We start from the raw sequence: 12125 nt of genomic DNA, 5'->3' as shown, positions 1-12125 counted from the left end.
TCCGGGGTGGCGGCGGCCGGTGGTTCAGTCGTACATGCCCTTGCCCCGCCGGCCGGCGGCGCGCTGGATCTCGCGGTCGGCGTCGCGCTTGGCGAGGTCCTGCCGCTTGTCGTACGTCTTCTTGCCCTTGGCCAGGCCGATCTCGACCTTGGCCCAGCCGTCGGAGAAGTAGACCGACAGCGGCACCAGGGTCAGCCCGCTCTCCCGCAGCTTGCCGATCATGCGGCTGATCTCGAGCCGCTTGAGCAGCAACTTGCGGGTGCGGCGCGGCTCGTGGTTGGTCCACGTGCCCATCGCGTATTCCGGGATGTGCATCCCGTACAGGAAGATCTCTCCGTCCCGTTCCTGCGCGAACGCGTCGACGAGCGACGCCCGCCCGGCCCGGAGGGATTTGACCTCGGTGCCGGTCAACGACATGCCCGCCTCGTACGTGTCGAGGATCGCGTAGTCGTGTCGCGCCTTCTTGTTGGAGGCGACGACCTTGCGCCCCTTTTCCCGCGGCATCGGCACACCTCCTTCTGTTCTCCCCGGCGTCAAGCCGAGCCATGCTACCCGGATCAACGCACGACCCGCCCCGCCCTTTCCCGTCGATCTTGCACTTGTCGCCCGACAAACCGGACTTAAGGGGGAGATAACTGCAAGATCGCGGGGCGGGAGGCGCGGGCGAGGGTCAGCAGAGGCAGCCGGGGAGCCAGCTCAGCGGGTTGGTGGGGGAACCGTTGAGGCGCACCTCGAAGTGCAGGTGGTTGCCGGTCGAGGCACCGGTGGTGCCGACCCGGCCGATGACCTGGCCCCGGCGCACGTACTGGCCGGCCCGTACGCCGATACTGGACTGGTGGGCGTAGCAGGTGCTCAGTCCCTTGCCGCCGGACCTGCCGTGGCTGAGGCAGGTGTAGTTGCCGTAGCCGCCGTTCCAGCCGGCGCGGATCACGGTGCCGTCGGCGGCGGCGTGGATGGGCTGCCCGCCGCCGGCCGCGATGTCGACCCCGGCGTGCAGCTGCCAGACCCGGTAGTACGGGTCGAAGCGCATGCCGTAGTCGCTGGACTTCCAGCCGCGTACCGGCATCAGGAACCTGGCCCCGGGTTTGGACGGCGGCGGTGCGGCGTTGCCGCCCGGCCGGTTCCCCGCCTGCCGGGCCTCCCAGGCGGCGAGTTCCGCCTCGATCCGGGCGGCTTCCCGCTTCGCCTCCTCGTATTTGGCGAGGCTGGCACCACGCTCCTGTTCGGCGATGGCGAGCGCTTCGGTGCGCTGGGTGGTCAGCGCGACGACCTGGGCGGCGGCGGCCTCGGCCTGCGCCTGGGCGGCCCGGGCGTCGGCGAGGGCCCGGTCGGCCTCGATCCGGGCGGTCTCGGCGGCCTGGCGGGCAAGGGTGGCCTCGTTCTGACTCTGCTTGGCGTCGAGCCGGGCGTCGGTCAGCGCGTCGATGGCCGCCTTCTCGGTGCTCATGATCCGCTCGAAGTAGCCGTACCGGTCGGCGGCGTCGAGCAGGCCACGGGCGGCGAGGAGCATGTTGACGGTCGCCAGGTCGCTGCCCTTGTAGTTGGCGACGACGAAGCCGGCGGCCCGTGCCCGGGCGGCTTCGACCTGGCGTTCGGATTCGGCGTACCGGGCGGTGGCGGCCTTCAGCGCACCCTGCGCCTCGTCGGCCTTGCGCCGCGCGGTGCTGGCCGCCGTCTCGGCGGCGGCGACCTCACCCCGGCGCTGCGCGACGAGGTTCTGTGCGGCGGGCATGGCGCCGTTGGCGGCGGCGAGGAGCTTCGCCGCCTGCTGCGCCCGCTCGGTGGCTCCTTCAAGGATCGAACCGGCCCGGGCCATCTCCGCCTCGATGCGTTTCTGGTCGTCGCGAGGGTTGGCGTTGACCGGGCAGGCCGAGGCGAGCATGACCGCGAACACGGTCGCGACCAGGGCGACATGACGGAACATCCGATACGAGTCCACGGCACACCCTCCACTCGTACGTGAAGGTCACCGTACTTGGTCACATGCGACACATCAGCAAAATAGCCACCACTTTCCCCGAAAAGAACGATCGCCACCAACCCGGACATCCCGGGTGGCGGCGATCGTAGGTGTCAGCCGGATGCGCGCCGGCCGACCAAGACATGCGCTGGCACAGCCCGCCCTAGACCCGCAGCCTCGTCGGCAGAGCCGACTCGACCCGCAAGTAGGCCGGCAGAGCCGGCCAGCCCCGCAAGTAGGCCGGCAGAGCCGGCCAGACCCGCAGGTAGGCCGGCAGAGCCGGCTAGACCCGCAGGTAGAAGCGGAGCGTGACCCAGGCGGTGGCGGCGCTGACCAGGCCGCCGACGCCGGCCATGAGCGGGAACATCAGCAGCACGCTGTTCCACTCGATCGGGGTGAGCAGGTCGGTGAGTTCGCGCAGCGAGCCGTCGAGCAGGAAGAGCTTGGCCAGGACCAGGCCACCGAAGCCGATGATCGAGCCGATCAGACCCGCGACGACGGCCTCGAGCACGAACGGCGCCTGGATGAACCAGTTGGACGCGCCGACGAGCTTCATGACCGCGACTTCGCGACGCTTGCTGTAGGCGGCCACCTGGATCGTGTTACCGACGAGCAGCAGGGCCGCGATGGCCATGATCGAAGCGGCGATCAACGCCATGTTCTGCACCGAGTTGAGAATGCCGAAGATCTTGTCGAGCAGCCGGCGCTGGTCGACGATCTCGTCGATCCCCTCGTTCGCCTGGTACTTGTCGACGATCTGCCGGTATTGCTCGGGGTCGTTGAGCCGGACCCGGAACGACTCGGGCAGCGTGTCGGGCTTGACCGCGTTGACGAAGTCCGGGGCGTCCTGGTACATCGCCTTGAACTTCTCGTACGCCGCTTCCTTGGACTCGTAGATGACCTCGGCGACGAGCGGGTCGGCCTTCAGCGCGGCGTCCAGCGTGGAGCGCTGCTCCTCGGTGACGTCGCCCTTGAGGAAGATCGAGACCTCGATCTGGTCGTAGTAGAAGTCCTTCATCGAGTTGACCTGCATGTACATCAGGCCGCTGGCACCCAGCATGGTCAATGACACGGCCATGGTAATGATCATGGCGATGGTCATGGTCACGTTGCGCCACAGCCCGACCATTACTTCGGACAGGACGTATTTCGCGCGCATCGGGTGTTTCCTTCCGGGGGTCTTCCGCAGAGAGGGTGTCGCTCAGGTCGTGGAGCCGTACGGGGGCGCGGAACCTAGCCGTAGACGCCGCGGGCCTGGTCGCGGACGATCCGGCCGCTTTCGATCTCGATGACGCGGCGGCGCATCTGATTGACGATGTTTGAGTCGTGGGTGACCATCACGACGGTCGTGCCGGTGCGGTTGATCCGGTCCAGCAGGCGCATGATCTCGATCGAGGTGTCCGGGTCGAGGTTACCGGTCGGCTCGTCGGCCAGCAGGATGAGCGGGCGGTTGACGAACGCCCGGGCGACCGCGACCCGCTGCTGCTCACCACCGGACAGCTCGTGCGGGTAGCGGTGCTCCTTGCCACCGAGGCCGACCAGTTCGAGCACCTCGGGGACGACCCGGCGGGCGACCGCCTTGGTCTTGCCGATCACCTCGAGGGCGAACGCCACGTTCTCGTACGCGGTGCGGTTGGGCAACAGGCGGAAGTCCTGGAAGACACAGCCGATCGAGCGCCGGAAGTGAGGGATCTTCCAGGAGCGCATCGACGTGACGTCGCGGCTGTTCACGATGACCTTGCCCTTGCTGGGCTGCACCTCGTGCAGCAGCAACTTGATGATCGTGGACTTACCGGAGCCGGAGGGACCGATGAAGAAGACGAACTCGCCCTTCTCGATCGAGACCGATACGTCGTCCAGCGACGGCCGGGACGCCTTCGGGTACGTCTTCGTCACTTGCTCGAGCAGAATCACGGGTGGTGAGTCTACGCCGTGTAACGAAATCGCCAAGTCGCCATCGACCGACCGCACCCGTATTGTCCGAAAAGTGCCAGCGATCCCCCGGAGCCCCCGGCCGGCCTAGGCCGCCTCGCCCGCGAGCTGCCGCTGCTTACGCCACCTGATACCCGCCTCGATGAATCCGTCGAGGTCACCGTCGAAAACGGAGGACGGATTGCCCGTCTCCTGCTCCGTTCGGAGATCCTTCACCATCTGATACGGGTGCAGGACGTACGAGCGCATCTGGTCGCCCCACGAGCCGGCGGCGTCGGTCTTCAGCCCTTCGAGTTTTGCCTGTTCCTCCTGCCGCTTGCGCTCCAGCAGCCGGGCCTGGAGCACCCGCAGCGCGGACGCCTTGTTCTGCAACTGGGACTTCTCGTTCTGACACGTGACGACGATGCCGGTCGGGATGTGGGTGATCCGCACCGCCGAGTCGGTGGTGTTAACGCTCTGTCCACCAGGACCCGACGAACGGTAGACGTCGACCCGCATCTCGTTTTCCGGAATGTCGATGTGGTCGGTCTGTTCGGTGACCGGCAACACCTCTACGCCCGCGAAGCTCGTCTGCCGGCGCCCCTGGTTGTCGAACGGACTGATCCGCACCAGCCGGTGCGTGCCCGACTCGACGCTCAGCGTCCCGTACGCGTACGGGGCCTTGACGGCGAAGGTGGCCGACTTGAGGCCGGCCTCCTCGGCGTACGACGTCTCGTAGACCTCGGTGGGGTAGCCGTGCCGCTCCGCCCACCGCAGGTACATCCGCAGCAGCATCTCGGCGAAGTCGGCGGCGTCGACGCCACCCGCCCCGGCGCGGATGGCGACGAGCGCCTCACGGGAGTCGTATTCGCCACTGAGCAGGGTGCGGACCTCGAGCTCGTCGATCGCCTTGCCGAGCCCCTGGATCTCGGTGCCGACCTCCTCGAGCGACCCGGGATCGTCCTCGGCCTCGGCCAGTTCGAGGAGCACGTGGGCGTCGTCGAGCCGACCACGGAGGCGCTCCAGCTTGGTGATCTCGCCGTTGACGTACGACAGCTTCGAGGTCACCTGCTGGGCACGGGCCTGGTCGTCCCACAGGTCAGGGGCGGAGGCCGTCTCCTCCAACTCCACCTTCTCCCGGCGGAGCCGGTCGACATCGAGCACGGCCTCGATGTTCCGGAGTGTGGCGTCGAGTGTCTTGAGCTGGTCGGCGTAATCGGCAGCGGTCACGACATCCAAGAGTACGCCGCCCCGGCGAGCCGGGCGCGGCTCCCGTCCCACCACGCCCGCCGCGGCTCAGCCGGCCGGCACCGCCTTGAGCCAGTTGAGGGCCGCCTTGTGGTAGGCGACCGCGAACTCCAGCGCCGCGGCGCCGTAGCCGTCACCCGCCTTCTTGGCCTCTTTGACCTGCTCACGGGCATGGCTGAGGGCCTCGGAGTGGTAGTCGCTCGCACCGGAGTAGAGGTTGGTCAACTGGTTGCCGGAGTGCTGCTCGCCGAACGCCACCCGAAGCGCGATCGGGTTGCGCACGGCGTCGCGACCGGGAGCCTCGGTCAGCCAGCGGGAGAACGCCCGCTTGCCCGCCGCGGTGATCGCGTAGGGCTGGCTGGACCGGGGGCCGGGCTTACCGAGCCGGACGTAGCCCAGGTCGGCCAGGGCCGGTAGTTCCCGGTAGACCTGGCTGCGTGTCATCGACCAGTAGGGCGCGAGCCGCCGCTCGGCCGCGGCCATGAGCTGACCGCCGGTCATCGGTCCTTCGTGGAGGAGGCCCAACAGAGCGGCCGCCGTGGGGTTGATCTGAGAATCCGCCATACCCTCTACGCTGCCACTTTGTCGCCTCCACGTCCAGGATTTGGCATGATCCAAAACGCCGAGTGCTCCACTGTGCACTGTCGGTGGCAGACAGTCTGGTGAGGACCATCGATGCGTGGGCGATTCTTGTGGGCGCGGTGTCCATCGGACGGCAAGTTTGTCCCTTTTAACCGGCCATTCCGGGCGCCCCGAACCCCGGGATCGTCGGCATCGGCTCACCGATACCCGGCAGGCCGCTCGTACCCGGTCGGGGGACCGTCGTCAGCCCCGGACCCGGCGTACCGGGCACCAACGGCCCACCCGGTCCACCCGGCCCGCCAGCCTCCGGCCCCGACGGCGGCGCGGACGGTCCACCGTCCGCCGGGTCCGGTCCACCGGACGGCCCAGCCTCCGGCTCGGACGAGGGGCCACCCGACGGCCCGCCCGGCGTCGCCGACGGGTCGGTGCCCGGCGGCGGGGAGACCGGGTCAGCGGCCGGCACGGTGGGTGCCGGCACCACCGGACCGCCGGTCCGCACCGGACCACCGTCGGCGGCCCGCAGCGCCAGCCCGCCGGCCAGGGCCGCCAGCAGCACCGCCGCCGCACCCACCCCGGCCACGACCAGCGGTGCCCGACCACGTCGGACGGTCTTGCCCGTGCCAGCCGTCGGCAGCGCCTCGGTCACCGCACCCGGCCACGGGCTCGCCGTGCCGTACGCGGCACCGAGCACCACCGGGGCGGCCGGCGTTACCTGCGCCGCCTCGAACCCGGCGACCGGGATCGCGACCATCCGCCCCGAGTACGCCGACGCGGGCGAGACCGGGGCCGCCCGCAGCGGCACCCACGTCACCGGCTGGGCGACCTTGGCCAGCCCGGTCGTCGCCCCGGCCGGCCGCGGCCACCAGGTCACCGTGCCGGCGGTCAGGGCGGGCACCGCGGCCGTACCGTCGAGTTCCGACCGGACCGCGCGCAGCCGGACCGCCAGCAGCGACGCCCTCGGCCGCGCGGCCGGGTCGACCGCCAGGCAGTCCTCGATGATCGGCCAGAGCACCGACGGCAGCCCCGGCGGCGGCACCGGCGTGCAGGTCGCGTGCCGGTTGATGACCTCGGTCGGCGGACCGCCCCGGAACGGGCTGCGGCCGCAGAGCAACTCGAAGAGCACGATACCCAGCGCGTAGACGTCGGCGGCCGGAGTCGGTGGCGCACCGGCGACGACCTCCGGCGCCACGTATTCCGGGGTGGCGTGGGTGGCTCGCGCCGGCACCCCCTCGACCGCCCGGGCCACCCCGAAGTCGACCAGCCGGACCGGGCCGCCGTCCGCCGGCACCAGCAGGTTGCCCGGCTTCACGTCGCCGTGCACGATCCCGCGCCCGTGCAGGTAGGACAGGGCGTCCGCGACCTGGGCCACCACGTCCGCGGCGATCGCCGCCGGCACCGGCCCGTCGCGGCGGACCCGCCGCCGCAGGTCCTCACCCTCCACCAGGTCCATCACCAGGGCCAGCTCGCCGTCGGCACCGTCCGGCCCGGTCGCGGAGTCGACGAAGTCCCGACGGCGTACGACAGACGGATGGTCGAGCAAGGCCAGCAGCTCCGCCTCGACGATGAACGCCTCGACGAGGTCGGGCTGCTCGGCGGCCTCCGGCCGCAGCAGTTTGACCGCGACCGCGGTGTCGTCGCGGGTGTCGACCGCCCGCCACACGGCGCCGATCGCGCCGCGGGCGATCTCCCGCTCGAGTCGGTACCGGCCGTCGAGCAGAGTGTCCATGACTGTCCTCCCCGGAACCGCACGCTATGCGCGTCGGCACCCCCGCCCGGGGCCGGCGGGGCCAGGTTGGCACGAACCCGGGACACCTCCGGGTGCCGGAGTTTGACCTGGCCGCGGGGGTACGGGAGATTGGGCCGGACCGGACGAGAGGACTGAGTGCGCCGTGGCCTCACCGCTGACCCGCTGGCTCGCCGGCCGCTCCCCCGACGAACTGGCCGCCATCCTCGTCCGCCGGCCCGACGCCCTGGCCGCGCCGGCCGTCACCGACCTCGGCTCGCTCGCCGCCCGCCTGCAACGACACGAGTCGGTCGCCGCCGCGCTGGCCCGGCTGCCGGCGCCGGCCGTACAACTCGTCGAGGCGATGCAGGCGCTGGGCGGGCCGGCGGTGCCCCGTACCCGGTTGGCCGAACTGATCGGCCGCGCCCCGGACGACGCCGAACTCGCCGCCACCCTGGAGATCCTCGGCCAGCGGGCGCTGGTCTGGGCGGACGGCGACGAGCTGCGGATGGCCGGCGCGCTGTGGTCGGCGTTCACGTTCCCGCTCGGCCTCGGCCTGCCCGCCGCCGAACTGGCGCCCGCCCTGTTCCCGCCGGAACTGGACGACATGGCCCGGTTGTGGCGGCTGCCGTCCGCCACACCCGACGCCCTCGTCGCCGCCCTCGCCGACCCGGACCGGGTCCGCGCGATGGTCGCCGCCGCCCCGGCCGAGGTACGCCTGCTGCTCGACCGCGTCGCGCACGACGGCCCGCTCACCGAGGCACCCGACGACTTCGAGTCCGCCCGGCCCGACGGCGCCGCCCTGGAGTGGGCGATCCGCCGGGGCCTGCTGGTCTGGGACGGCTGGCGGCACGCCCAACTGCCCCGCGAGGTCGGCCTGGCACTGCGTGGTCCGCACTGGCGGGCCCCGTTCGCCCCGCACCCGCCCCGGCTGGCGCTCGGCGACACGCCCACCGGCGCCGTCGACCGGGAGACCGTCGCCGCCGCCAGCACCGCCGTGGAACGGGTCGCCGCCGTCGTCGAGGCCGCGGCCGTCACCCCGGTCGCGCTGCTCAAGGCCGGCGGCGTCGGCAGCCGGGAACTGCGCCGGCTGGCCCGCGCCGTCGGCTGCGACGAGCCCGAGGTACGGCTGTGGCTCGAACTCGCGTACGCCGCCGGGCTGCTCGGTGTCGCCCGCGAGGAGGTGCTGCCGACCGACGCGTACGACGACTGGGCCCAGGCCGAACCGGGCGCCCGGCTGCCGGTGCTGCTGCGCGGGTGGCAGCGGCTGCCCGCCGTACCGCTGGCGGCCGCGACCGGCGACACCGGGCGGCCACCGGCGGCCCTGCTCCGCGACGGCTCCGGGCTGGCCGCCCTCGACCTGCGGCCGGCGCTGCTGCGCACCCTGGACGAACTGCCGCCCGGTCGGGGAATCACCGACTCGCACCGGCTCGCCGACACGCTCACCTGGCAACTGCCACTGCTCTCCGGCCAGCGCGACGGCGCCCTGGTGGCCGGCCTGTGGCGGGAGGCGCAACTCGTCGGGGTGGCGGCGCACGGCGTGCTGACCCCGCTCGGCCGGGCGCTGCTGCACGCCCCCGACACCCTGGAGGACGTGGCGGCGGGCCTGCTGCCGGCATCGGTCGGCTCGGCCGTCTTCCAGAACGACCTGACCGTCGTCGTACCCGGCCTGCCGGCCGCCGCGCTCGCCGAACTGCTCGACGCGGCCGCTCGCCGGGAATCGCGGGGCGGCGCCGCCACCTGGCGGTTCAGCGCCGCCTCCGTACGCGCCGCTCTCGACGCCGGCCACGAACCGTCCGCGCTGCTGGCCGCGCTACGCCGCGCCGCCGCCGGCGGCGACCTGCCGCAGACGCTGGAATACCTGGTCAACGATGTCGGCCGGCAGCACGGCCGGGTCCGGGTACGCGCCGTCGGCTGCGTCCTGCACGCCGACGACCCGGCCCTGGTCACCGAGATCGCGGCCGCCCGGGCCCTGCGGGCGCTCGAACTGCGGGTCCTCGCCCCGACCGTGCTGGCCAGCGCCCAGCCGATGGCGAAGACCCTGAACGCGCTGCGGGCCGCCGGATTCGCCCCGATCGGCGAGGACGGCGACGGCGAGGTCCGTGTCGAGCGGCCGACCCGCCGACGCGCCCCGGCGCTGCGGGGTGGTCGCGCCGCGTCGTCGCCGGTTCACGGCGCGTCGGCTCACGGCGCGGCTCCGGGGCGCGACCCGTCGGCTCCGGGGCGCGACCCGTCGGCTCCGGGGCGCGTCGCTTCGGCGCCGGGCGGCGGTGCGCCGGCACCGGGCCGCGCGGGCCGGGCCGACGGCAGCGGTGACGGGCCGGCCGGGGGTGGGTCCGGCACCGGCCGGGCGGCGGCCGAACTCGCCGAACGGCTGCTCGCCACCGCGGCGGCCGGGCTTGCCGACGATCCCGGCGGCCGGGAGTTCGACCTGCTCACGTCACCCGGCGTCGAACAGCCGGCCCTGACGACGGAACTGGTCCGGCCGCTGGTCGAGCGGCACGCCGCCCACCTGCGGGCCGACGAGCGGGCGCTGCTGGTCGACGCGACCGTCGGGGACGGCCGGGTGAAGATCGACTACTGCGACTCGTCGGGTGAACTGACCACCCGGGTCATCGAGCCGCTGGACGTCGACCGGCACCTGCTCGCCGCCTGGTGCCACCTACGCGACGACGAACGGATGTTCGCCCTGGACCGGATCGAGTCCGTCTCCCCCGCCTGACGCCCCCGGCCCCACCCACCCCCTCCCCGCGCCCGCCCCACCCAGACGCGTTGATCAAGGACTTGTTGCCAAGATCATGCCCCGTTTTGTTTGCATACATCCCCAAGATCGACGCTCGGGGAGGGCTCGGGGAGGACGCGCGGCGGGACAGGGGCGGGCTGGGGCGGCGGGACGGGTGGGCCGGACTAGCGAACGGTCAGGACATGTGGGGGTAGGTGTGGTCGGTCGGCGGAACGAAGGTCTCCTTCAGCGTGCGGGGAGACGTCCAGCGCAGCAGGTTGTGCCACGAGCCGGCCTTGTCGTTGGTGCCGCTGGCCCGCGCGCCGCCGAACGGCTGCTGCCCCACCACGGCTCCGGTCGGCTTGTCGTTGATGTAGAAGTTGCCGGCGGCGTACCGCAGCTTCTCGGTCACCCGGTCGACCACCCGGCGGTCGTCGGCGAAGATCGCCCCGGTCAGCGCGTACGGCGCCGCCGACTCGGCCTGCGTCACCACCTCGTCGAAGCGGGCGTCGTCGAAGACGTGTACGCCGAGGATCGGCCCGAAGTACTCGGTGGTGAAGACCTCGTTGGTCGGGTCGGTGCACTCGACGACGGTCGGCCGGACGAAGTAGCCCTCGGAGTCGTCGGCGGTGCCACCGGCCAGGACGGTGCTCTCCGGCGAGTTCTTGATCCGGTCGAGCGCGGCGGCGAGCCGGCCGAAGGAGCGGGCGTCGATCACGGCGCCGCCGAAGTTGGCGAAGTCGGTCACGTCGCCGTACGTCAGTGACTCGGCGGTGGCGGCGAGCCGGTCGCGCAGGCCGCCCTCCCACAGCGACCGCGGGACGTACGCCCGCGACGCGGCCGAGCACTTCTGTCCCTGGTATTCGAAGGCGCCCCGGATCAGGGCGGTGTGCAGGGCGTCGACGTCGGCGCTGGAGTGCGCGACGACGAAGTCCTTGCCGCCGGTCTCGCCGACCAGGCGCGGGTAGCCCCGGTACTTCGCGATGTTCTCGCCGACGCTGCGCCACAGGTGCTGGAAGACGGCGGTGGAGCCGGTGAAGTGGATGCCGGCCAGGTCGGGGTCGGCGAGCGCCGCCTCGGAGACGGCGATGCCGTCGCCGGTCACCATGTTGATCACACCGGGCGGCAGGCCGGCGGCTTCGAACAGCCGCATCGTGAAGTGCGCCGAGAACTGCTGGGTCGGCGACGGCTTCCACACCACGGTGTTGCCGAGCAGGGCCGGCGCGGCCGGCAGGTTGCCGGCGATCGCGGTGAAGTTGAACGGCGTGATCGCGTAGACGAAGCCTTCCAGCGGCCGGTGGTCGAACCGGTTCCAGACGCCGGCGGACGAGATCGGCTGCTCGGCGATCAGCCGGCGGGCGAAGTGCACATTGAACCGCAGGAAGTCGACCAGTTCGCAGGCGGAGTCGATTTCGGCCTGCTGGATCGTCTTCGACTGGCCGAGCATGGTCGCGCCGTTGAGGGTGTCCCGCCACGGTCCGGCGAGCAGGTCGGCGGCGCGCAGGAACACCGCGGCCCGGTCTTCGAACGAGAGCCGCTGCCAGTCGTACGACGCGTCCTTCGCGGCGGTGACCGCGGCCCGGGCGTCGTCGACGGTGGCGTTGTTGGTGACCCCGAGCACATGCGAGTGCCGGTGCGGCTGGACGACGTCGATCGGCGTGCCGGCTCCCATCCGCCGTTCACCGCCGATGGTCATCGGCAGTTCGAGGCGCTCGGCGGCAAGTTCGCCGAGGCGGCGCGCGATGGCGTCACGCTCGGGGCTACCGGGTGCGTAGCCGCGGACCGGTTCGTTGTGCGGTTCGGGTACGGAGAAGACAGCGTCCATGGGTGGGCTCCCGCAAGATCTCGACAGGGTAGACGAAACCGGACCCGCCAACGCCGCCGTTCTGACGAAACGCGTGACGACTCCGGGGGTGCCAATGCCACGGTGTCGGGTCCATCCCAATACTCGCACGTCGAAGGCCGTCCACCCCGAGCCC

The 12125-nt window shown here is 71.8% G+C and carries 9 protein-coding genes; 1 reads left to right on the top strand and 8 read right to left on the bottom strand.

What is annotated here, in order from left to right:
- Window positions 1–24: 24 nt before the first annotated feature.
- The 7 genes from smpB to AB0M79_RS21040 all read right to left on the bottom strand — a co-directional run bounded on the left by smpB (window position 25) and on the right by AB0M79_RS21040 (window position 7427).
- Window positions 25–504 (bottom strand): SsrA-binding protein SmpB, encoded by a 480-nt coding sequence (gene smpB, locus AB0M79_RS21070; RefSeq protein WP_364216124.1) that lies wholly within the window; start codon window positions 502–504, stop codon window positions 25–27.
- Between the two features lie 166 nt (window positions 505–670).
- Window positions 671–1939 carry a M23 family metallopeptidase gene (locus AB0M79_RS21065; RefSeq protein WP_364216121.1) on the bottom strand — a complete coding sequence of 423 codons (1269 nt, stop codon included), beginning with the start codon at window positions 1937–1939 and terminating at the stop codon, window positions 671–673.
- Between the two features lie 304 nt (window positions 1940–2243).
- Complete coding sequence (gene ftsX / locus AB0M79_RS21060; protein WP_357533698.1) at window positions 2244–3119, bottom strand: permease-like cell division protein FtsX; 876 nt, start codon at window positions 3117–3119, stop codon at window positions 2244–2246.
- Window positions 3120–3193: 74 nt separating this feature from the next.
- The gene (gene ftsE, locus AB0M79_RS21055; protein WP_364216118.1) at window positions 3194–3874 is read right to left on the bottom strand and encodes a cell division ATP-binding protein FtsE; all 681 of its coding nucleotides are present in this window, start codon (window positions 3872–3874) and stop codon (window positions 3194–3196) included.
- Window positions 3875–3979: 105 nt separating this feature from the next.
- Entirely contained in the window at window positions 3980–5101 is a 1122-nt protein-coding gene (prfB, locus tag AB0M79_RS21050) for a peptide chain release factor 2 (RefSeq protein WP_357533702.1), read from the bottom strand.
- Window positions 5102–5167: 66 nt separating this feature from the next.
- Window positions 5168–5683, bottom strand: a complete 516-nt coding sequence (locus AB0M79_RS21045; RefSeq protein ID WP_364216113.1) for a PadR family transcriptional regulator — start codon at window positions 5681–5683, stop codon at window positions 5168–5170.
- Between the two features lie 166 nt (window positions 5684–5849).
- On the bottom strand, window positions 5850–7427 hold the full coding sequence (locus tag AB0M79_RS21040; RefSeq protein ID WP_364216110.1) for a protein kinase: 1578 nt from the start codon (window positions 7425–7427) through the stop codon (window positions 5850–5852).
- 163 nt (window positions 7428–7590) lie between these two features.
- Between AB0M79_RS21040 and AB0M79_RS21035 the strand changes: the two genes are divergently transcribed.
- Window positions 7591–10146, top strand: coding sequence for a helicase-associated domain-containing protein (locus tag AB0M79_RS21035; RefSeq protein ID WP_364216107.1), 2556 nt, complete (start codon window positions 7591–7593; stop codon window positions 10144–10146).
- A gap of 196 nt (window positions 10147–10342) precedes the next feature.
- Here AB0M79_RS21035 and pruA read toward each other — a convergent pair whose 3' ends face one another.
- Window positions 10343–11971: an L-glutamate gamma-semialdehyde dehydrogenase gene (gene pruA / locus AB0M79_RS21030; protein WP_364216104.1), complete on the bottom strand. Its 1629-nt coding sequence runs from the start codon at window positions 11969–11971 to the stop codon at window positions 10343–10345.
- Between the last annotated feature and the right edge of the window lie 154 nt (window positions 11972–12125).

The sequence above is a fragment of the Polymorphospora sp. NPDC051019 genome (genome assembly GCF_040683055.1).
GTDB lineage: Bacteria > Actinomycetota > Actinomycetes > Mycobacteriales > Micromonosporaceae > Polymorphospora > Polymorphospora lycopeni.
This window is presented reverse-complemented; position numbering and strand designations above follow the sequence as displayed.